The following is a 21,504-nucleotide window of genomic DNA, read 5'->3' as shown; positions in this document are numbered from 1 at the left end:
CTGCTCTGCCGGCACCACACCGGTCTGTGCCCTGCCCTGCCGGCGTCACACCGGCCGATCGCGTTCCGCTGCCTCGCGGCAGTCCGGTCCGCTCAGCCCCCGTCGCCGGTGTCGCCGTCGGCGTGCACCGGCTCCCCCGGTACCCGGGCGGCGGGTACCACCGGCGACGCGCCGGTGGCTTCGGCGTCCGGCCCGGCTCCGGTGGAGCTGGGCGGCGCCGGCCGCGCGGTCGCGCCGGTGGTCCCGGCCGCGTCGGCGGGCGGGGTGGCACGGTCGGTTCGGGTCTCGGCTGCCGCGCGGGTCGCGGCCGCCCAGACGTCCCGCTCCGGTGCCGGCCACGAATCATGCCCGGTACGGGTGGCTCCGCGCCACACCTCGTCGTCCGCACCCGGTCGGGCGGTCGGCGGGGCGGGACGGGTGGGGGCTGCACCGGCCGGTACGTCCGGTGCCTCCGGCGGGGTGTCGACGGCCGGTGCCCCGGCGTCCGGCGACCCTGCCGGGGTGCCGGTGGGTGGCGGCGGGGTGCCGGGGTGGGCCGACGGACCACCGGGGGCCGATGGGCTGGTGGTGGCCGTGGACAGGGCTCGCAGCAGGCTGGCCAGGCCGGCGGCGAAGTCGCCGGCACCGGTGGCGAGCCGCTCGGCGAACTCCGGGCTCGGGTCGCGAAGCGCGCTGATGGTCCGGCAGATCGGGCAGACGCAGCATTCGGGTGAGCCGGTGGCGAAGGCGCCGCCGGAGGTACCGGTGGTGGGTCCGGTGCCGTCGTGGTGGCCGGTGGGCGGGGTGCCGCCTCCGGTGGGCCGGCCGGCGTCGCTGTGACCAAGCACACCGGTGATCAGGTCGCCCAGTGGGCCGAAGCCGCCGGTCCGGCCGGAGGTGCCCAGGCGCACCGCGGCCAGCGCGGTGGCGACCAGGCGCTCAGCCTCCGTACGCGCGGACGTTGGGTCGGTTGCCGCCATGCCTGCCTCCTCTCGCCGTGACGCTGCCGTACGCGGTCGGTTCAGTTGGTCGCATCGAGCGACTCGACCCGCCGCTTGAGCTGCTTCAAGGCCGTATCCATGATCATCTTCTCGGCCTTGCGGCGGAACATGCCCAGCATGCCGACCGACAGCTCGACCTCCAGCATGTAGGTCACCTTGGAGGTGCCGTCGCCGTTCTCCTCGATGTCGTACGACCCGTTCTGGGCCTGCTGCATCCGGGACGGCGCGGCGAGGTGCCACTGGATCCGGGAGACGTCCTCGGCGTACTCGTAGACGAGGGTGTACTCGTCCGCCAGCACGCCAGCATCCAGGACAAACCGGACTTGGCTGGCGTAACCGTCCTCGTACTCCTCGACCACCTCGACGCTGCGGACCGCGTCGGTCCACTCCGGGTAGCGCGCGAAGTCGCAGATCACCGCCGCCACCCGGTCCGCGGGCGCGGCGACGACGATCGACTGGATGGAGCTGTCCGCCATGGGGGGCAGGCTACCCGGTGTACGGGCGTGCACGGCTGTCCGGCTCAACCCGGACCCGTCCCGTCCGACCGGCCTGCCTGGCGGGTATACCCGGACGGGCGGGTAGGTTTCGTGTATCCGGCCCGGCCCGCGCGGCTCATCCCCGCCGTCGAGTACGAGCACGAAGGAGTGCAGGTGCGCGAGTTCTCCGTCCCACCCGTCGCGACCATCGGCGACACGGCGAACCTGACCGACACGGTCTGGGACAACGCCGAGGTGGCCCCGGACGCGATCCAGTTCGCCCGGCGTACCCGGGGCACGGCCGACACGCCGACGGCGGGCGGCCGCGACGGTTGGACCGAGATCACCACCCGGCAGTTCCGCGACGAGGTGGTGGCGGTCGCCCGAGGCCTGATCGCGGCCGGTATCTCCCCCGGTAACCGGATCGGTCTGATGAGCAAGACCCGGTACGAGTGGACCCTGCTCGACTACGCCATCTGGGCGGCCGGCGCGGTGACGGTGCCGGTCTACGAAACCTCCAGCGCCGAGCAGGTGGCCTGGATCCTCGCCGACTCGGGCGCGGTGGCCTGCGTGGTGGAGACCACCGCACACGCGCTGCTGCTGAGCGGCGTCCGGGACCAGGTGCCCGCCCTGAAGCAGGTCTGGCAGATCGAGACCGACGACCTGGACGCGCTGGTCGGCGAGGGCGGTCGGATCGACCCGGCCGAGGTCGAAACCCGTCGCCGCGGCGTGAAGGCCGACGATCTCGCCACGATCATCTACACCAGCGGTACCACCGGCCGCCCCAAGGGCTGCCTGCTGACCCACCGCAACCTGTACGCCGACGCCGCCAACGCGGTGGCCGTACTGCCGCACCTGTTCAACGAGGGCGCCTCCACGCTGCTGTTCCTGCCGCTGGCGCACTCGTTCGCCCGGCTGATCCAGGTCGGCGTCGTCTACGCCCGGGCTACCCTGGCGCACAGCTCCGACCCGAAGAACCTGGTCAACGAGCTACAGGCATTCCGCCCGACGTTCGTGCTCTCGGTGCCCCGGGTGTTCGAGAAGGTCTACAACGGCGCCGCCCAGAAGGCCGCGGCCGATGGCAAGGGCGCGATCTTCGCGCGGGCCGAGCGGGTGGCGATCGCGTACAGCGAGGCCCTTGACTCCCCCGGCGGACCGGGCCTGCCGCTGCGGATGCAGCACCGCGTCTTCGACCGGCTGGTCTACCGCAAGCTGCGGGCCGCGCTCGGCGGACGCTGCCGGGACGCGATCTCCGGCGGCGCCCCGCTCGGCGCCCGGCTCGCCCATTTCTTCCGCGGCGTCGGGGTCACCGTGCTCGAGGGGTACGGGCTGACCGAGACCTCCCCGGCGGTCGCCGCCAACCTGGTCACCGCCATCCGGATCGGTACGGTCGGCCGCCCGCTGCCCGGCGTCTCGGTCCGGATCGCCGACGACGGCGAGATCCTGGTCAAGGGCGAGATCGTGTTCCAGGGGTACTGGAACAACCCGGAGGCGACCGCCGAGGCGCTCGACGACGACGGCTGGTTCCACAGCGGCGACCTGGGCAACCTCGACGGTGACGGTTTCGTCAGCATCACCGGCCGGAAGAAGGAGATCATCGTGACGGCCGGCGGCAAGAACGTCGCCCCGGCCGTGCTCGAGGAACGGGTCCGGGCGCACCCGTTGATCAGCCACTGCGTGGTGGTCGGCGACCGGCGGCCGTTCATCGCCGCGCTGGTCACCATCGACGACGACGCCTGGCCGAAATGGCTCGCCGAGCACGGCCACCCGACCGAGACCCCGGTCGCCGACCTGCGCGAGGACCCGGCGCTGACCGCCGACGTCCAGTCCGCGATCGACGACGCGAACAAGGCCGTCTCCGCCGCCGAATCGATCAAGAAGTTCCGGATCCTGCCGCGCGACCTGACCGAGGCGACGGGTGAACTCACCCCGTCACTGAAGGTCAAGCGCGCGGTCGTACACCAGACATACGCCGCAGAAATCGCCGCTGTCTACGGAGACTGACTACGATCCGTCAGGTGCCCGCCTCGACTCCCGCCCTCCCCCGTCCGCATCCGCTCGCGGCGGCGGCACGCGTCGTCATGCTCGCGCTGGTCGCGATCCTCACTCTGATCACCACTGGCGAGGTGGACCAGCTTCGCTGGATCGCCCTGCTGGCGGTCGCCGGCATCCCGGCCGTACTCGCCCCGCACCACCCGATCCTCGCCCCGCTCGGTCGGTTCGCCGAGGTGGTGATCGTCGGCTTCGCGGCGAGCCAGGTGGCCGCCGAGGCGTCGATCGGCGGGATGGGGGCGGCGGCGATCCTGCCGTACCTGGCCGTACCGCTGACCGTCGCGGCGCTGCAACGGCGCTCGACCGAGGGGGCCGCGCTGCTCGCGGTCACCGCGGCCAGCCTCGCCGTCGGCGGCTTCATCAGCGGCAACAGCGACAACGAGCCGCTCGGTCACCTCGGCCAGCTCGGCTACCTGGCGGTTTCCGCCCAGTGGCTGGTGCTCGCCGCGCTCGGCCTGTACGCCGCCGGCACCCTGCAACGCATCTGGCAGGCACGGGGCGAGAGCCGGCCCCAGCCGTACGCCGAGGCGACCCGACTGCTCACCCAACTCCGCAGCGTCGCCCGCCAGCTACCCGGAGCAACACTCGACCCGGGCAGCATCTCCGAGCACCTGCTGGAGGAACTGCGCGGAGTCGCCCGCGCCGACCGGGCGGCCGTCCTCTCGGCCAGCGGCGGCGGCCGGCTGGTGGTGCTCGCCCAGGTGGGCGTGGACCGGGTCGACTGGGAGACCACGCTCGATGCCGACTCCGCCATCGCCGACGCCTGGGCCAGCCAGCAACCGCAGACCGCCCCCCGCTCGCAGGCCCGGTCCCACCCCGGCGGGGAGGTTTCCGCGCTGGTGGTGCCGCTGGTCGCGGGCGTACGCACGGTCGGCCTGGTGATCATCGAGGCGGACGTGGCGACCGCGTACCCGGCGACGGTGGTGGGCCGGGTGACCACGCTGACCCGACCCGCCGCGCTCCGGCTGGAGGCGGCGCTGCTCTTCGACGAGGTGCGCTCGCTGGCCACCAACGAGGAACGCCAGCGGCTGGCCCGGGAGATCCACGACGGGGTGGCCCAGGAACTCGTGATGGTCGGTTACGGCATCGACAACGCGATGGCCACGCTGCCCGAGGGTGCCGAGGAGACCGCCGGCGAACTCCGTACGCTGCGCGGCGAGGTCACCCGGGTGATCCAGGAACTGCGACTGAGCCTGTTCGAGCTGCGCAGTGAGGTCGACCGGCACGGCGGACTGGCCGCCGCGATGGCCGAGTACGCCCGAACCGTCGGCGCTTCGGGCGGACTCCGTGTCCATTTGTCCCTCGATGAGTCCACCGCCCGGCTTCCCGCAGCCACCGAGGCCGAGTTGTTACGTATCGCGCAAGAGGCGATCACGAACGCGCGCAAGCACGCGGGCGCGTCCAATTTGTGGGTAACTTGCGCCGTGGATCCCCCGTACGCCCAAATAGAAGTGTCGGATGATGGTCACGGCATAGCTGACCAGCGCCCGGACGGGCGGTATGGTCTTGCGATCATGGCCGAGAGAGCGGAACGTATCCGGGGCCGGTTGGAGATCCGTCCACGGCATCCCAGCGGCACGACGGTGGCAGTGGTGCTCGGAACCACGCCCCGACGAGATAACGTGCGCGATAGCGTCACCGCATCAGAAGGGGAGTAACCCGAGCATGACCACGAGCCCCACGCCGGCTGGCCGCACCAAGGTCCTTCTTGTCGACGATCACGATCTGATCCGCAAGGGCCTGCGCCACGCGTTCGAACGGGACCGTCAGTTCGAGGTCGTCGGTGAGGCCGCGACGGCGGCGGAGGGGGTCCGCCAGGCGGGTGCCCTCCAGCCCGACGTCGTGATCATGGACCTTCGCCTCCCCGACGGCAGTGGCCTGGAAGCCACCCGCGCCCTGCGCAAGTCCAGCGCCACCATGGGCATCGTCGTCCTCACCATGTACGCGGGCGACGACCAGTTGTTCGGGGCGCTGGAGGCGGGCGCGAGCGCCTTCGTACCGAAGACCGCCCCGGCCGACGAGGTGGTCGCCGCCGCCCGGCACGCCGCGTCGTCGCCGAGCGCGTTCACCGCCGCCGACCTCGCCGAGGCGATGAAGCGCCGGCTGGCCCCGTCCGGTCCGCAACTCTCCCCGCGTGAGGGCCAGGTGCTCCGCCTGCTCGCCGACGGGATGAGCGTGGCCGGCATCGCCAAGCAGCTCTTCGTCAGCGAGTCGACGGCCAAGACCCACATCTCCAAGCTCTACGAGAAGCTCGGTGCGGCCAACCGGGCCCAGGCCCTGATGACCGCTCTGCGGCTGGGGCTGCTGGAAGCCCCCGACGCGCCGAAGTTCTGACCGCTTCGCGGTTCGGGCCGGCCACGGTGTAGAACACACCGTGGCCGGCCCGTACTCGTAGCGGCCGGTCCAACCCGGGTCAGGACGCGTCGACCGGCACCCGGGCCGGGATCGCCCGGCCGCTCAGCCGGCGGAACGCCAGGTAGGCCTCGCAGCCCAGGCAGAGCCCGAACGCCGAGTTGAGGAACGCCGCCGCGAGCGCCAGCGCCGCCGCGACCAGGCCCAGACCGTCCGCGCCACCGAGGTAACCGGCCGCCGCGACCAGCGTGAAGACCAGCCCGACAACCTGCGCGAACCGCACCGGCGCGGCCGGCTCCAGCTCCGTCGGCGGGCGCAGCCGGCGCGCCACGAAGGCCCGGAACAGCAGCCCGTACGGGCCCCGGCGCGGCACCGCGGCGGTGATGGCGAAAACGGCGGCCTGGGCCAGCGCCAGCCAACCGGAGCCGGTGAGCAGCACGATGATCAGGACCACGGTGGTGACGGCGGCGGCGAACCGGGGACCGCGGGGATCGAGCAGCATGGTTACCTCTGTCGGAAGGGGCGGCGCGGCGACGGCCGCCCGGGAGCCGGGACGAACGGGGTCCGGGATCAGCGACAGAGGCTGGTGCAGAGGCGGCCGTGGTCGACGATGCGGCGCCGGGTGAGCAGTCGGGCGGTCACCGGACGACACCTTCCCGGTCCGGCCCGGCGGCGGTGTCCGCCGCGGTCTCACCAGCGGTGTGGCCGGTGAGCAGGGGCGCCAACACGGCGACCACCTGCGCCTTGCCCGGCACCCCGGTGGCGCGCTGGACGATCCGGCCGGCGGCGTCGATCACCAGCACCGTCGGCGTACGCCAGACGTTCAGTGCCCGGACCGCGTCGAGCTGGCTTTCCGCGTCGACCTCGACGTGCCGTACGCCGTCGAGCAGCCCGGTGACCTCACCGAGCACCCGCCGGGTGGCCCGACAGGGCGCGCAGAACGCCGACGAGAACTGCAACAGGGTCGCGGGCGTGCCCAGCTGCACGCCGAGCGCGGTCAACAGGTCGGGATCCACCGCCATCCCCGGCGCCCCGGGATCCTCGGCCGGCCGGTCCTGCTGCCGCACCGCCTGGTCCTGCTGCCGCACCGCCTGGTCCTGCTGCCGAACCGCCTGGTCCTGCTGCCGAACCGCCTGATGCTGAGCCAGCGTCGGTCCCCCGTCACCCGGGGCCGGTTGGGCGTGCGCCGAGACCGGTCGCGGTGCCGGTTGGGCGAGCACCGGGCGCAGCCGGCCGTCGCGGCGACGGCGCCACAGCCCGAAGGCGGTGGCGGCGACCAGTACGGTCACCACCACGAACGGGCCGGTCAGCGCGGAGTCCTGCACGATTCCCAGAGTGCCACGCCCCGCGACCGTTGACCACGGCGTCCCACTCCGGGTGGGCCACGTCGCAGCGGCGGGCGGCGCCGTTCCGGCCGCCGACCCGGCCGCCGCCGCGTTCGGTCGGGTGGGCGGACCCCGTGTCCACACCGGATCCGGGACCGTGCGATGGTGACTGCCGTCATTGATCCGGGTGACGATCCGGCACGGTCTGGATAGCTGGGCAGACGACGGGCAGAATAGCCGGGGAACCACCCGAGGGGCAGTATTTCGTGCGTTCTCAGCGTAGGGGCAGGTAGGCATGCAAAGGCCGGACTGGGCACCGCAGAGCATCGACATCGAACGACCCAGTGTGGCCCGCATGTACGACTACTATCTGGGCGGCTCGCACAATTTCGCGGCGGACCGGCGGGCGGCGCAGGCGATGATCGCGTCCGTTCCGGAGGCGCCCCTGATGGCCCAGGCGAACCGGGCCTTTCTCCGCCGGGCGGTGCACTACCTGATCGACGCCGGTATCCGGCAGTTCCTCGACATCGGCTCGGGCATCCCGACGGTCGGCAACGTGCACGAGATCGCCCAGCGGGCCGCCCCCGACACCCGGGTGGTCTACGTCGACGTGGACCCGGTCGCGGTGGCGCACAGCCGGGAGATCCTCAGCGGCAACGAGCAGGCGACCGCGCTCTGGGGCGACCTGCGCCAGCCGGCGGAGATCCTGAGCCACCCGGACGTACGCAAGCTGCTGAACTTCGACGAACCGGTGGCCGTCATGGTGGTCGCGGTGCTGCACTTCATCCCGGACTCGGACGACCCCCGCGGCATCCTCGGCACCATCCGGCGCAGCCTCGCCCCGGGCAGTTACCTCGTCCTCTCCCAGGCCAGCGACGACGGCCGGACCGACGACGAGCGCGAGGACGCCGAGCGTGTCTACCAACGTACGGACAACCCGCTGACGGTCCGCAGCCGCCGGGAACTCACCGGCCTCTTCGACGGTTTCGACCTGGTCGACCCGGGTGTGGTCTGGGTGCCGCAGTGGCGACCCGACTCGTTCGACAGCCTCGACGACGCCGAACGGGCCGTGTTCATGGGCGGCGTGGGACGGCACGGTGGATGACGATTTCGGCGCCCGGCCGGTGCTGACCGCCGCCCGGCCGGGACTGCCCACCTTCGCCCGAGCCTGGGCCAAGGCGGTCGCCGGCACCAGTTACCTGCCGATGACCCAGACCCAGCTCGAGGAACTCCTGCAACGGCTGACCGGTGAGCTGGCCGACGCGTTGCAGTCGGAGCCGTTCGACCTGCGTACCGGGCACCGGGTCGGTGCCGCACTGGTCGCCGCGCACGTGGCGTCGGCGGAGGGGCTCGGCCGGACCATCGAGGTCATCCAGCTGCGCCTGCTGCGCGACCTCGGCCTCTGCCAGGAGGACGCCCAGGACCGGATGGCCCGGCTGCTCGCCACCGTCGCCACCGGCTACAGCCGGGCGATGCACGACCGTACGCTCGACGAGCAGGAGTCGATCCGGCGTGCCGGCATGGTCGCCCGTGAGCAGGCGGAACGGGCGCTGCGCGAGAGCGAGGCGCGGTTCCGCCACCAGGCCACCCACGATCCGCTGACCGACCTGCCCAACCGCGCCCTGTTCACCGACCGGCTCGGCGCGGCCGTACGCCGAGCGGACGCGGAGGGCAAACGGATCGGCGTCTGCTTCATCGACCTCGACCGGTTCAAGGTCGTCAACGACACGCTCGGCCATCCGGTCGGCGACCAGTTGCTGATCTCGGTCGCGGAGCGGTTGCGGGGCCAGGTCGGCGAGCATCTCGTCGCGCGGCTCGGCGGCGACGAGTTCGTGATCCTGGTGGAGGACACCACCTGCACCGACGACGCGCTCAAGGTCGCCGACGCCGCGCTGGCCGCGATCGGCGAGCCGTCCGTCGTCGACGGGCACGAGCTGACCATCTCGGCGAGCGTCGGCGTGGTCGAGCGCTCGGTCGCCGACACCACCCCGGACGACGTGATGCGGGCCGCCGACGTGACCCTGCACTGGGCGAAGGCGTCCGGCCGGGGACGCTGGGCGCTGTTCGACGCCGAGCGCAACGAGCTGGAGCTGACCCGGCACGCCCTGTCCGCGGCGATGCCGGGTGCACTGGACCGGGGCGAGTTCTACCTGGACTACCAACCGCTGGTGTCGCTGACCCGCGACGAGGTGCTGGGGGTGGAGGCGCTGGTCCGCTGGCGCCACCCGACGCTGGGCGTACTGAACCCGGACAGTTTCATCGGGCTGGCCGAGGAGACCGGGCTGATCGTCCGGCTCGGCGACTGGGTCCTCAACGAGGCCTGCCGGGAGGCCCGGCGCTGGCTGACGATCAGCCCGGACGCGCCGTTCGTCAGCGTCAACCTGGCGGTCCGCCAGGTGCACGTGGCCGGGCTGGCCGACGAGGTACGGGCGCTGCTCGACCGGACCGGTCTGCCGCCGCACAAGCTCCAGCTCGAAATCACCGAGAGCGCGTTGATGACCACCACCGGCGAACCGGTGCAGGCGCTGCGCTCGCTCGCCGAGTTGGGTGTCCGGATCGCCATCGACGACTTCGGCACCGGCTACTCCAACCTCGCCTACCTGCGCTCGCTGCCGGTCTGCGAGCTGAAGGTCGCCGGCTCGTTCGTGGCCGGGCTCCAGGCGGCCGGCGACGACCCGGCGAGCCACACCGACGAACGCATCCTGGCCACCCTGGTCTCGCTCGCGCACGCCCTCAACCTCACCGTCACCGCCGAGGGGGTGGAGACCGCCGGCCAGGCCGACCGGTTGCGTGAACTTGGCTGCGACGCCGCGCAGGGCTGGCACTTCGGCCGTCCCGAGCCGGCCGTCCGGATCCACGACCGGCTCGGCCACCGGAGCTAGCCCGCCCGGCCACGACCGTCGAGGCGCAGCCCGCAGCAGCAGACGGCGCTGCCAAAGCCCGAGCAGCACGCGGGGAGTTCGGCTCGCTACGACCGGCCGAACTCTCCGCGACACAAGGACTAGCGGCCGCCGGGGTACAGCAGGTCGGCCAGCCGGTCGGCCTGGAGTTCCCAGCGCCACTCCTGCTCCACCCAGGCCCGACCGGCGGCACCCATCCGCCGGGCCGACACGGGATCCGCCAGCAGGGTCGCCACCCGGTCGGCGAGCTGCGCCACGTTCCGGCCGTCGACCAGGTAGCCGGTCTCGCCGTCGCGTACCGCATCGGGGGCGCCGCCGGAGTCCCCGACGACTACCGGCAGGCCGGTCGCGGAGGCTTCGAGGAAGACCATGCCGAGGCCCTCGACGTCCAGCCCGCGGTTACGGGTCCGGCACGGCATCGCGAACACGTCACCGGCCGCGTAGTGCGCCGGCAGGTCCTGCCACTCCACGTTGCCGGCGAAGGTCACGTCCGCGGTCAGGTCGTGCTCGCGTACGAGTTTCTCCAACGTCGACCGGTACGGGCCGCCGCCGACGATCAGCAGCGCGGCGTCCGGCACCCGGCGCCTGATCTGCGGCAGTGCCCGGATCAGGGCGTCCTGGCCCTTGCGCGGCACCAGCCGGGACACGCAGACGACCACCGGCCGGTCGGTGAGGCCGTAGCTGGCCCGCAGCCCGGTCGCGTCGATGTCCGGGTGGTGCAGGTCGACGTCGACGCCGGGCGCGAGTCGGCGCAGTTCGGTGACGTCGTGCAGGACCCGGTCGAGCCGGACCCGGGTGTACTCCCCCAGGTAGGTCGTCACGTCCAGGCCTCGACCGATCCGCCGCAGGGTGGCCCGGGCACCGGGCAGCGCGGCCCAGCCGATCTCGTGGCCGTGGGTGAGGGCCACCGCCCGTTCGACACCGGCCCGGCGGCGCAGACCGGGTGCGAGCAGCCCGAGCGGGGCGGCGGCACCGAACCAGAGCGTGTCGCAGCCGTATTCGGTGGCGAGTCGGGCCGCCCGGCGGGCGACCGAGGGTGTCGGCAGCAGCATCCCGGTCGACTCGCGGACCACCTCGAACGGCTGCTCGGCGTCGAACTTGTCCGCACCGGGATGGGTGGAGGCGTAGACCACGATCGAGCCGGCCGGTTGGCGTACGGCGAGGTTGTGCACGAACGACTGGATCCCGCCGGCCCGGGGTGGGAAGTCGTTCGTGATCACCAGCGTCCGGCTCACCGGCCCTCGCCCCGGGCGTACGCGCGCGCCGCGGCCATCCGCTCCACGGTCGACGGGTGGGACGCGGAGTAGAGGTATTCCCAGCGGGGCGGGTCGGGGTCGGCCAGGTTGACCGTGGCGAGTCGCCGCTGCATCGCCTCGAAGGTGGCCGGGTCACCGGTCAGGTCGAGGGCGTGCGCGTCGGCCCGTGCCTCGACCCGCCGGGACAGCAGCGCCTGGGCCGGGGTGCTGACCAGGCCGACCACCGCGACGACGGCGAACAACAGGGCGAACGCGCGCGGTTGGGCGATCGAGTCGACACCCGCCGCCCGGAGCAGCCCGCCCCAGAAGCCGAGCAGGTAGAACGCGGTCACCGCGGCGGCGGCGCCGAGCGCGCCGGTGAGCGTACCGGCGAGCACGTCCTGGTCCTTGGCGTGGCCGAGTTCGTGTGCCACCACGCTGGTCACCTCGTCCGGCGTCGCCTCGCGCAGCAGCGTGTCGTAGACGACGATCCGGCGGGTCGGGCCGAACCCGGACACGTACGCGTTGACCGCGCGGGTCCGGCGGGACGCGTCGGCGACCAGCACGTCCCGTACCGGCACCCGGTCCCGTTCGGCCAACGCCATCAGCTCCGTACGCAGCGGTCCGGCCTCCATCGGGGTGAACCGGTTGAAGACCGGCTCGACCAGCACCGGCAGGACGAACGACAGCAGCACCACGAGTACGGCCGCACCGGCCGCACCGAGCGCCCACCACCAGCGCGGGGCGAACCGGGTCACGGCGTAGAAACCGAGCAGCGCGACCGCGCCGATCACCGCACTGACCGCGTACGACTTGAGCAGGTCCAGACCCCAGCCGCCCCAGCTCTGGGTGGAGAGCCCGTACCGGTCCACGACGGCGTGCCGCCAGGCCGCGAACGGGAGGGTGACGAGGTCGGCGACGAGCACCACGGCGAGCCCACCGAGTGTCGCCTGGGCGATCCAGTGTTCCCCGAACGGCCGGCTGACCAGGTCGACCAGTTTGCCGCCGAGCGGGGTCAGGCCGAGCACCAGGGCGATCAGCAGACCGACGAGGAGTGCGCCGTACGAGCCGGGGCGCAACGCGGCGTGGAAGGCCCGGCTGCGGGCGACGTCGGCCGCCGGCAGTTCACGCAGGGCCGCCAGTTGGTCGGCGCGAGGCGCCGGTGGACGGTGCCACGGCACCAGTAGGGCGGAGCTGGCGATCAGCAGCACCACCAGCCCGACGAGCGTCACGACCGCCCACCCCCGAGGCGTCATCCGTGTCGCTCCTCCCGTTTGCCCGTGTGCGCCGGCTCATCCTAAGCGGAGTTGATGCGGGCGGGGCTTCGGACGGCGACCGGCAGGCGCGCGGGCGGGACGATGATGTTCGGTGGTCGCGTATCGCCCCGGACCGGCGACCGGCAGGCGCGCGGGCGGGGCCGGCCAGGCGGGGCAGGAAGGTCAGGCGACGTGGCGGCGCCGGGGCCGGCGGGGGCGGACCATGGGCAGCGCGGCGGGTGCCGGCCCGGAGAGCACCGACACCTCGAAGCCGGCCCGGGTGAACACCTCGATCGCCCGGTGCTCCTCCGCGGTCAGCCCGGCCTCCGCCGCCGGCTGGTCGATCAGGGCGCTGACCAGGCAATCGGAACAGGCCGGGCCACGCACCGTGCAGCTGTCGCAGTCGATGAGCATCGCTCCTCCTCGCGGTACGGCCGAAGCCCTGTCGCGCCCCAACCACCGTCAGTCACATCGACGCTAAGTCAGGGGTACGACAAACCCCCCGACCGCCTCCTCCCACCCCAATCCGACCACCGCCCCTGATACAGAGAATGAGGGGCTATCCGGGGACGAATAACCCCTCATTCCCTGTATGAGCGCGCTCCACCCGGGTGGGGTGGGGGGCCGGGGGGGGTGGGTTAGGAGCGGGAGAGGCGGCGGAGGAGGGAGTCGGCGCCGAGGGGGTAGGCGCCGTGGCGGCGTACGCCGTCGGCGACCTCGCGGTCGGAGGAGACCACCACCACCGGGCGGCCGGCCGGTTCGGCCCGTACCAGCCGGCGGATCAGGTCGTCCGCGGTCTCGCCCTTGCGGGAGAAGAGCACCCGTACGCCGCGCGGTGCGGGCGGCAGCCCGTGCATCCGCTCGGCACCGTCGAAGACCACGGTCACCTCGGCCCCGGTCTGCGCGGCCAGCCCGCCGAGACCGGTGATCAGGCGTTTGCGCTGCTGCTCCAGCGACATCTCACCGAAGCCGCGTTTCGTGACGTTGTAGCCGTCGGCCACCAGGTGCACCCGCGGCATGGTGAGCAGTTCGTCGAGCCGGGCCGGGTCGTCGGTGTCCAGCGCGCGGGCGGAGGTGGCCGACGCCGGACGCTCGGCGAACGCGTCCGCGACGTAGTCGGCCGGCATCCGGTCGGCCGGGTCGAGCGCCAGCTCGCGGCGCAGGCCGACGGCGGCCTGGCCGATCGTCTCCAGCAGCAGCCAGAGCCGGGCGTCGTCGACCGAACGGGCCTCCTTGGCGGTCTGCCGGGTCGCGCCGACCACCGCCTCGGCCTCGGCCAGCCGGGCCCGCAGCCGCCGCAGCTCGGCGTCGTGATCGGCACCCAGCCGAGCGGCCCGACCCTTCTCGGTGGCCAGCATCTCGGTCGCCTTGCGCTCCTTGGCCTGCGATTCACGCAGCGACCGGGCCAGCACCCGGGACTCCTCGCGGAGCTGACCCAGTTCCTCGCGTACCCGGGCGACCTCGTCGCGGAGCTTGTCGGCCTCGACCCGGGCCACGGCACGGTCGTGCTCGGCCCGGCTGGCCCGCTGCTCGGCCTCCCGTACGAGTTCGGCGACCACCGCGCTGTCCGCCTCGGCCCGTACCGCGACCCCGGCCGCCTCGACCAGTTCCCGCCAGCCGCGCGGGCGGACCAGGTAGGCGAGGGCGGCGACCTCCACCGGGTCGGCCGCCGCCGGGGCGGTGCCCCCGATCACGGCCGCACCCAGCTCACCCGCGTCCGCCAGCACCCGTTTGGTGATCCGCTGGCGGAACAGCGGGTCGCTGGCGAGTTGGGTGGCGATCATGGGTGCGCCGAGCCGGGCCCGCCGGTTGGGCGCGAACTTGGCCACCCGGCGCAGCGGTACGGGCACTTCCTCGTTCGGCAGTCCAGGCAGGGCGACGGCGGTCAGCGCGACGATCCGTTGCCGGACCGGTTCGGGCAGTACGGGCTCCGGTTCGAGTTCCAGTGCCTCGTCCTGCTCAGCCTCCCCGTCGACGGCCGGCACGGCGTGCGCCCCCGGTTCGGGGAGGCGGTCGTCGGTCGGTTCGGTGAGGGGCATGTGTCAAGTCTCCCACCGTCGACGTCGGGAGCGCCCGATGACTCAGATGATCTCTTCTGGTAGATCGGCTGTTACCAGCGGTACGGATGGTGCGTGCGTGTCGTACCCAAGCCCTAACCTGCCCGAATGGCACAACCCCAGCCCACGGTGCCCCGTTCCGGGCCACCCCGACCCCGGACCGGAGCCGAAGCCGCCCGGACCGGCGCCGAGACCACCCGCCCCGGCTACGTCCAGGGGACCCTGGACGGCCTGCTCAGCGGCACCGGGGCGGCGGACGAGCTGCCGCTGTTCCAGACCACGTTCGTGGTGGTCGACCTGGAGACCACCGGCGGTGCACCGGACGGCGGCGGCATCACCGAGATCGGCGCGGTCAAGGTACGCGGCGGCACCGAGCTGGGGACGCTGGCCACGCTGGTCAACCCGGACCAGCCGATCCCGCCGTTCATCACCGTGCTGACCGGGATCACCCAGGCGATGCTGCTGCCGGCACCCCGGATCGCGGAGGTGCTGCCGAGTTTCCTGGAGTTCATCCGAGGCGCGGTGCTGGTGGCCCACAACGCGCCGTACGACGTGGGTTTCCTCAAGGCCGCCTGCGCCCAACTCGGGCACACCTGGCCGAACCCGCGGGTGCTGGACACCGCCGCGCTGGCCCGCCGGGTGCTCACCCGCGACGAGGTGCCCAACCGCAAGCTCGGCACCCTGGCCGCCTACTTCCGTACGCCCAGGCAGCCGAGTCACCGGGCGTTGGACGACGCGCTGGCAACGGTCGACGTGCTGCACGGGTTGATCGCCCGGCTGGGCGGGCACGGGGTGCACACCCTCGGCGACACGATCGAATTCGCCCGCGCGGTCACCCCGACCCAGCGGCGCAAGCGTTACCTCGCCGAGGGGCTGCCGAAGGTGCCGGGGGTCTACATCTTCCGGGCCGCCGACGACCGGCCGCTCTACGTCGGCACCTCCGGCGACATCGCCACCCGGGTACGCAGCTACTTCACCGCCGCGGAGAAGCGGGCCCGGATGTCGGAGATGCTCGCCGCGGCGGAGCGGGTGGAGGCGGTCGAGTGCGCGCACGCACTGGAGGCCGAGGTCCGCGAGCTGCGGCTGATCGCGGCGCACGCGCCGCCGTACAACCGGCGGTCGAAGTTCCCCGAGCGCAAGGTGTGGCTGAAGCTGACCACGGAGGCGTACCCCCGGTTGTCCGTGGTCCGGCAGCTCGCGCCGGACGACGACGCCTACCTGGGTCCGTTCACCTCCCGGCGCGGCGCGGAGCTGGCCGCGGCGGGCATCCACGACGCGGTGCCGCTGCGCCAGTGCACGCACAAGCTCTCCGCCCGGACGACGACGCCGGCCTGCGCGCTGGCCGAGCTGGGTCGGTGCGCGGCACCCTGCGAGCACCGGATAACCCCGCAGGAGTACGAGCGCAGTGCGACCATCCCGCTGCGGATCGCCACCCGTGAGGATCCGCAGGTGGTGGTCGACGCGTTGCTGGCCCGGATCGAGGCGCTGGCCGCGGAGCACCGCTACGAGGAGGCGGCGACCGTACGGGGCCGGCTGGTGGCGGTGCTCCGGACCACGCTGCGGATGCAGCGGCTGACCGGGCTGACCCGGATCGGCGAGCTGTCGGCGGCCCGGCGCACCGACACGGGCGGCTGGGAACTCGTCGTGGTCCGGTACGGGCGGCTGGCCGGTGCGGCCACCGCGGCGCCGGGGGTGCATCCCCGGCCGGTGCTCGACCTGGTCCGCGCGACCGCCGAGACGGTCCTGCCCGGACACGGCCCGATACCGAACGCCTCGGCCGAGGAGACCGAGCGGATACTGGCCTGGTTGGAGCGACCGGAGACCCGACTGGTCGAGGTTTCCGCCGGCTGGGCGTCGCCGGTACGCGGCGCGGCACGGTTCCGGGACCTGCTCGCCAAGGCCGAATCGGCTTCCTCCGCCCAACTCTCGACCGAACGCCTATGAGCAACTGACCGATCGGACTACGTCAACCCAACTAGGCTGTTAAGGAAGTGCAGTCCTGCCCGTTTAATCGGGCTGCTCCCGTACGACCGCGCCGGTCCGTGTGGGAGCCGGGTGAGGAGGTGTCTCCGCGTGGACGTCGACGCCGGACACGGCGCCGCTCTCGGAGGCGCCCCGACGACCCGAGCTGGTGAGTTACCGCTGACCAGACGCCTGCGCTCGCTGCTGTCCTGGACACCGGCGGAAGACGACCCGGTGACCCAGTTGGCGCGCAGCCACCGCACCATCCACCCGAGTGCCGACACGGTGGTCCTGCGCCGGGGTTACACCATCGCGGAGAACATGCACCGGGGGCAGTTCCGCAAGAGCGGTGAGCCGTACATCACCCATCCGTTGGCGGTCGCGCAGATCTGCGCCGACCTGGGCATGGACACCACCACCCTGGTCGCGGCGCTGCTGCACGACACAGTGGAGGACACCCGCTACACCCTCCAGGCGTTGACCGACGACTTCGGCCCCGAGGTGGCGCACCTGGTCGACGGGGTGACCAAGTTCGACAAGGCGTTCTACGGCAAGGCCGCCGAGGCGGAGACCATCCGCAAGATGATCATCGCGGCCGGCAAGGACGTCCGGGTGCTCATCATCAAGCTGGCCGACCGGCTGCACAACATGCGTACGCTCGGAGTCCGCTCGCCCGCCTCGCGGGCCCGGATCGCCCGCGGCACGCTGGAGGTGTTGGTCCCGCTCTGTGACCGGCTCGGCATCCAGGCCCTCAAGCGTGAACTCGACGACGTGGTGCTGATGCACCTGGAGCCCGAGCAATACTCCCGGATCGAGGAGCACGTCAACAACCGTCCACGGTGGGCGAGCTACCTGCAGGACGTGGTCGGCCGGGCCCGGGTGGTACTGCGCCGCAACCGGGTGGTCAGTGTGGTCGAGGCCCGCCCCCGGCACTTCTACTCGATCTGGAAGGACACCGTCGCCGGGGAGCACTCGGTCCCGTTCGACCTGCCCCGGATCGCGGTCGTGGTGGACGGCCCGGACACCGACTGTTACGCCGCGCTGGGCGCCATCCACGGCATCTGGCGACCGGTCGCCGGCCGGTTCAAGGACTTCATCGCCTCGCCGAAGAACAACCTCTACCGCTCGTTGCACACCACCGTGATCGGCCCGGAGGAACGCACCGTCGAGGTGCTGATCCGCACCAAGGCCATGCACCAGTCCGCCGAGTACGGCATCGCCGCCGAGTTCCGCTTCCCGCAGTCGGGTGCCGCCAGCGGCTCCAACACCGACCAGTTGGACTGGCTGCGCCGGGTGCTCGACTGGGAGCAGGAGACCTCCGATTCGGCCCAGTTCCTCAAGTCGCTGCGCGGCGACCTCGCGGAGAGCCAGATCCAGGTCTTCACCGAGGGGCGCCAGATCGTGCTGCCGGCCGGTTCCACCCCGGTGGACCTGGCGTACGAGCTGAGCATCCACAAGGGCGACCACTGTCTCGCTGCGAAGATCAACGGACGGTTGGTGCCGCTCTCCTCCCCACTCGACGAGGGCGACGTGGTCGAGATCTTCACCGAGGCGGACGGGCACGGCGAGTTGGACGTGGCCACCGAGCCGTCCGGCCCGCGCCGGGAGTGGTTGGATTTCGTCAAGTCCCCGCACGCCCAGATGCAGATCAACCGGTTCTTCGCCGAGCACCAGGAGCCGGGCATCTCGATCTCGGACAAGGTACGGCTCGGCCGGGCGACCATCGGGCTGACCCTGCGCAAGCACGACCGGGGCCTGGCCAACGACCTGCCCCTGCGCCGGCTCTCCGAGGAACTCGGCTACCCAGACCTCGAAACCCTGCTGGTCGCGGTGGTCGACCGGACGATCGAGCCGGACATGGTGGTCGACCGGCTGATCGCCCTGGTCGACCAGCCCGAGTGATGCTTCATGCCCCGGCTGCCCGCGATCACTCCGCCGACCTCTAGCCTGGTTTTGTGATCACCCGTCGAGCGACCCGAGCCCTGTTCTACCGCACGTTCTACCGGCTCCCCCACCCGGTACGGCGGAAACTGGTGCGACTGGCCGTGCCGAAGTACATCGTGGGTGCGGTCACGCTGCTGTACGACGAGGACGCCCCACCGCCCGGACGAATGCTGCTGCTGCGTCAACCGCCCGGCAACGGCTGGAGCCTGCCGGCCGGGCTGCTCCAGCGCCGGGAGGAGCCGATCGTCGGCGCGGCCCGCGAACTGTTCGAGGAATCCGGGGTACGCCTGGCGCCGGAACAGTTGCGCCCGGCCACCCCGAACGCGGTGGTCCACCTCAAGGGCTGGGTCGACTGTGTCTTCGAGGCGTCGGTGCCGGCAGCCAGCACGCCGCTGGCCGTCGACGGTGGCGAGGTCTACGAGGCTGCCTGGCACCCGCTGGACGATCTGCCCCGGCTGACCACGTCGACCGCTCGGCTGCTCGGCCGCTACGGCATCGGCCCACTCGCCGGCACGTTCTCCCCTACCGCACCCACCGGTTCACCCGCACCGGCCGCACCGGGCGAACCGGCAGCGCCCGCATCCACCCCGGTCGCGCCAGACGAAGCGGCAGCGCCCACATCCACCCCGGTCGCGCCAGACGAAGCGGCAGTGCCCGCGTCCACCACGACCGCGTCGGACGAAGCGACGGCGGGCAAGCCGGGCGCCGACGAGCCGGGACGGACCGATCCCGGACCGGCGGCATGAGCGCCGCACCCGACGGCATCTGCGCGATCATCCTGGCCGCCGGTGAGGGCACCCGGCTGCGACCGCTGACCGAGCGGGTGCCGAAGGCGCTCTGCCCGATCGGCAACGTACCGCTGCTGGAGCGGGCGTGGGACCGGGTGGCGGCGCTCGGCTTCACCGGGCCCGAACTGGTCGCGGTCAACGCCTGCTACCTCGGTGACCAGGTGGTCCGGCAGGTCGGCGCGCGGGCACACCTCTCGGTCGAGCCCGGTTCCCCGCTCGGCACCGCCGGTGGGGTGGCGAACCTGCGTGACTGGATCGACGGGCGGGGCGTACTGGTCGGCAACGCCGACAGTTACCTGGCTAACCCGTACGCGGCACCCGGGCCGGACATCGCCGCGCTGCTCGCCGACTGGGACGGCCGGACGGTACGCCTGCTCGGCCAGCCCCTGCCGGACCCGTCGGACCCGTACGGCTTCGATGGTCACCGGTTCGCCGGCTTCTCGCTGCTGCCCTGGCGCTACGTACGGGACCTGCCGGTGGAACCGGCCGAACTCGTACGGGCGGTGTGGCGGCCGGCCCAGGCGGCTGGTGAGCTGACGGTGGTGCCGTACCCCGGCACGTACCTCGACACCGGCACGCCCGCCGACTACCTCGCGGCGAACCTGCACGCCGCCGGAGGCGACAGCCTGGTCGATCCCACCGCGACCGTGACCGGCGCACACCACCGGGCGGTCATCGGCGCGGGCGCCCGGGTACGCGGCACCGTGCGACGATCCGTGGTCTGGCCCGGCGGCATCGTGGCCGAGGGTGAGCTGCTGGAGGACTCGATCCGGGTCGGCCACGACCTGACCGTGACCGTCGGTGACCCTCTAGCATGAGCGGCAGGTCCACGAAAGGAGCCCGACGGTGATCACCGCGATCGTCCTCATCGACTGCGCGACCGACTCGATTCCCGAGGTGGCCGAGGCGCTGGCCGCCCAGCCCGGGGTCAGCGAGGTCTACTCCGTCGCCGGCAACGTCGACCTGATCGCCGTGGTGCGGGTACGCGAGTTCGACCAGATCGCCGAGGTGATCGCGGGCCGGATCTCGAAGGTTCCCGGTGTCATGAACACCGAGTCGCACATCGCCTTCCGGGCCTACTCGCAGCACGACCTGGAGGAGGCGTTCGCGATCGGCCTCGCCGACGCGGACTGACCCACCTCCCCGGCTGGTTCCGGCTGCTGCCCACCGACGCCTGTGCACGGACACGTCGCCCGCCAGCTCGTACGCTGGCGGGCGACGTGATTTTCGCTCCGCTTGAAGTCAGCCAGGGATCAGCTGATGCCGGGGTTGGGCGAGAGCGTCGATCCCGGACCGGGCTGGCTGCCGGTGCTGCTCGGGCTCGGGCTCGGCGTACCCGACGAGCGACCCGGGCTGGGTGCGCTCGGGTTCGGGGTCGGCCCCGTGGACGGGTTGGCCGGCACCGGTACGCCCAGCTTCCGGGCCAGTGACAGCAACTCGTCGAAGTGCATCTGGAGCTTCGGCAGGGCGGCCTGGGCCACCTTCTTGACCGCCGGATCCGAGCCCTGTGCCAGCTCGGTCTGGGTCGCCTGGATGTTCTTCAGGTGCGCGGTCAGCTCCGCCGAGATCCACTGGGTGTCGAACGCGGCACCGCTGGTCCCCTGCAACTGGCTCAGCACCGCCTGCTGGTCCGGCGTCGGCGAATCCGGCAGGGTCACCCCGGTCGACGAAGCGGTGCTCTGCACCTGCTTGTCCAACTGGGCGTGATCCATCACGAACTTCGACCCGAGGTCCTGGACCTGCTTGTTCGTACCATTCTGGCGGGCCAGGTTTCCGGTCGCGATCTCGGCCAGGTTGGCCTGGTGAATCGCCTGCAGATACTGCGAATCCTGCTGGGAAGGCGCGGCCGCGCCATGTGCGGCGGTAGCCGGCGCCAGACTCACCAGCGCCAACCCGAGCATCGCCAGACCGGCACCTAACCCGAAGCGTTTGACAGCCAACATGTGCTTCCCCCCTCGCATCGTTGGACAGCACCCGCTTACCCCATCCCAGCCCACACACGCAGCCATTCCCCCACCCTCCCCCCGCCCCCACCCGAAACGCGTTGATCATGAAGTTAGCGACGTGCCGAGAGCCGAAAACGGTCGCTAACTTCATGATCAACGAGGCGATGGGTGGGTGGGTGGGAATGGGTGTGGCGGGCCCCGGGGGGGGGGGGCGGCCCCGGGGGGTGGGGT

18 protein-coding genes and 1 pseudogene are annotated in these 21,504 nt (G+C 72.2%); 10 read left to right on the top strand and 9 right to left on the bottom strand.

All coding sequences use genetic code 11. The features are described from left to right. Positions 1 to 92: 92 nt before the first annotated feature. Both AB0J90_RS18690 and AB0J90_RS18685 read right to left on the bottom strand, forming a co-directional pair. Complete coding sequence (locus AB0J90_RS18690; RefSeq protein WP_363597383.1) at positions 93 to 959, bottom strand: hypothetical protein; 867 nt, start codon at positions 957 to 959, stop codon at positions 93 to 95. A 41-nt stretch (positions 960 to 1,000) separates the two neighbouring features. Then, positions 1,001 to 1,456: an SRPBCC family protein gene (locus AB0J90_RS18685; protein ID WP_363597381.1), complete on the bottom strand. Its 456-nt coding sequence runs from the start codon at positions 1,454 to 1,456 to the stop codon at positions 1,001 to 1,003. Positions 1,457 to 1,630: 174 nt separating this feature from the next. On the opposite strand from AB0J90_RS18685, the gene AB0J90_RS18680 reads away from it, so the two are divergent. Genes AB0J90_RS18680 through AB0J90_RS18670 form a run of 3 tightly spaced genes read left to right on the top strand, consistent with a single transcriptional unit; the run spans position 1,631 to position 5,842 of the window. Continuing rightward, complete coding sequence (locus AB0J90_RS18680; protein ID WP_363597379.1) at positions 1,631 to 3,460, top strand: AMP-dependent synthetase/ligase; 1,830 nt, start codon at positions 1,631 to 1,633, stop codon at positions 3,458 to 3,460. Positions 3,461 to 3,474: 14 nt separating this feature from the next. Further along, a complete protein-coding gene (locus AB0J90_RS18675; RefSeq protein WP_363597377.1) occupies positions 3,475 to 5,166 on the top strand; it encodes a GAF domain-containing sensor histidine kinase in 1,692 nt (563 codons plus the stop codon). Between the two features lie 7 nt (positions 5,167 to 5,173). Continuing rightward, positions 5,174 to 5,842 carry a response regulator transcription factor gene (locus tag AB0J90_RS18670; RefSeq protein WP_121155899.1) on the top strand — a complete coding sequence of 223 codons (669 nt, stop codon included), beginning with the start codon at positions 5,174 to 5,176 and terminating at the stop codon, positions 5,840 to 5,842. Between the two features lie 79 nt (positions 5,843 to 5,921). On the opposite strand, the gene AB0J90_RS18665 is transcribed toward AB0J90_RS18670, so the two are convergent. Then, positions 5,922 to 6,362, bottom strand: coding sequence for a DUF4395 domain-containing protein (locus tag AB0J90_RS18665; protein WP_363597376.1), 441 nt, complete (start codon positions 6,360 to 6,362; stop codon positions 5,922 to 5,924). A gap of 136 nt (positions 6,363 to 6,498) precedes the next feature. Continuing rightward, positions 6,499 to 7,185, bottom strand: coding sequence for a thioredoxin family protein (locus AB0J90_RS18660; RefSeq protein ID WP_363597374.1), 687 nt, complete (start codon positions 7,183 to 7,185; stop codon positions 6,499 to 6,501). A 295-nt stretch (positions 7,186 to 7,480) separates the two neighbouring features. On the opposite strand from AB0J90_RS18660, the gene AB0J90_RS18655 reads away from it, so the two are divergent. Both AB0J90_RS18655 and AB0J90_RS18650 read left to right on the top strand, forming a co-directional pair. After that, on the top strand, positions 7,481 to 8,290 hold the full coding sequence (locus tag AB0J90_RS18655) for an SAM-dependent methyltransferase (RefSeq protein WP_363597372.1): 810 nt from the start codon (positions 7,481 to 7,483) through the stop codon (positions 8,288 to 8,290). 100 nt (positions 8,291 to 8,390) lie between these two features. Then, a complete protein-coding gene (locus AB0J90_RS18650; RefSeq protein ID WP_363597755.1) occupies positions 8,391 to 10,067 on the top strand; it encodes a bifunctional diguanylate cyclase/phosphodiesterase in 1,677 nt (558 codons plus the stop codon). 119 nt (positions 10,068 to 10,186) lie between these two features. Here the strand turns inward: AB0J90_RS18650 and AB0J90_RS18645 are convergent, their stop codons facing one another. The 4 genes from AB0J90_RS18645 to AB0J90_RS18630 all read right to left on the bottom strand — a co-directional run bounded on the left by AB0J90_RS18645 (position 10,187) and on the right by AB0J90_RS18630 (position 14,615). Next, on the bottom strand, positions 10,187 to 11,320 hold the full coding sequence (locus AB0J90_RS18645; protein WP_363597370.1) for a glycosyltransferase family 4 protein: 1,134 nt from the start codon (positions 11,318 to 11,320) through the stop codon (positions 10,187 to 10,189). Continuing rightward, positions 11,317 to 12,576 (bottom strand): M48 family metallopeptidase, encoded by a 1,260-nt coding sequence (locus AB0J90_RS18640; RefSeq protein WP_363597368.1) that lies wholly within the window; start codon positions 12,574 to 12,576, stop codon positions 11,317 to 11,319. Before AB0J90_RS18640 ends, AB0J90_RS18645 begins: the two co-directional genes overlap by 4 nt. Positions 12,577 to 12,759: 183 nt before the next feature. After that, positions 12,760 to 12,990 (bottom strand): hypothetical protein, encoded by a 231-nt coding sequence (locus AB0J90_RS18635; RefSeq protein ID WP_363597366.1) that lies wholly within the window; start codon positions 12,988 to 12,990, stop codon positions 12,760 to 12,762. 224 nt (positions 12,991 to 13,214) lie between these two features. Continuing rightward, positions 13,215 to 14,615, bottom strand: a complete 1,401-nt coding sequence (locus tag AB0J90_RS18630; protein ID WP_363597364.1) for an NYN domain-containing protein — start codon at positions 14,613 to 14,615, stop codon at positions 13,215 to 13,217. 126 nt (positions 14,616 to 14,741) lie between these two features. On the opposite strand from AB0J90_RS18630, the gene AB0J90_RS18625 reads away from it, so the two are divergent. The 5 genes and pseudogenes from AB0J90_RS18625 (at position 14,742) to AB0J90_RS18605 (ending at position 20,461) form a co-directional block, all read left to right on the top strand. Beyond that, positions 14,742 to 16,577 (top strand): DEDD exonuclease domain-containing protein, encoded by a 1,836-nt coding sequence (locus AB0J90_RS18625; protein WP_363597362.1) that lies wholly within the window; start codon positions 14,742 to 14,744, stop codon positions 16,575 to 16,577. Positions 16,578 to 16,706: 129 nt separating this feature from the next. Continuing rightward, positions 16,707 to 18,497 (top strand): RelA/SpoT family protein, encoded by a 1,791-nt coding sequence (locus AB0J90_RS18620; RefSeq protein ID WP_363597360.1) that lies wholly within the window; start codon positions 16,707 to 16,709, stop codon positions 18,495 to 18,497. Positions 18,498 to 18,550: 53 nt separating this feature from the next. After that, positions 18,551 to 19,063, top strand: a pseudogene (locus AB0J90_RS18615) (NUDIX domain-containing protein); the annotation flags it as partial. Between the two features lie 218 nt (positions 19,064 to 19,281). Next, a complete protein-coding gene (locus AB0J90_RS18610; RefSeq protein WP_363597358.1) occupies positions 19,282 to 20,145 on the top strand; it encodes a sugar phosphate nucleotidyltransferase in 864 nt (287 codons plus the stop codon). 28 nt (positions 20,146 to 20,173) lie between these two features. Then, positions 20,174 to 20,461 (top strand): Lrp/AsnC ligand binding domain-containing protein, encoded by a 288-nt coding sequence (locus AB0J90_RS18605; protein WP_329102623.1) that lies wholly within the window; start codon positions 20,174 to 20,176, stop codon positions 20,459 to 20,461. A gap of 119 nt (positions 20,462 to 20,580) precedes the next feature. Here AB0J90_RS18605 and AB0J90_RS18600 read toward each other — a convergent pair whose 3' ends face one another. After that, on the bottom strand, positions 20,581 to 21,270 hold the full coding sequence (locus tag AB0J90_RS18600; protein WP_363597356.1) for a DUF4142 domain-containing protein: 690 nt from the start codon (positions 21,268 to 21,270) through the stop codon (positions 20,581 to 20,583). Positions 21,271 to 21,504: the final 234 nt, after the last annotated feature.

It is taken from the genome of Micromonospora sp. NPDC049523 (assembly GCF_040676775.1).
In the GTDB taxonomy this organism is placed as follows: domain Bacteria; phylum Actinomycetota; class Actinomycetes; order Mycobacteriales; family Micromonosporaceae; genus Micromonospora_G.
This window is presented reverse-complemented; position numbering and strand designations above follow the sequence as displayed.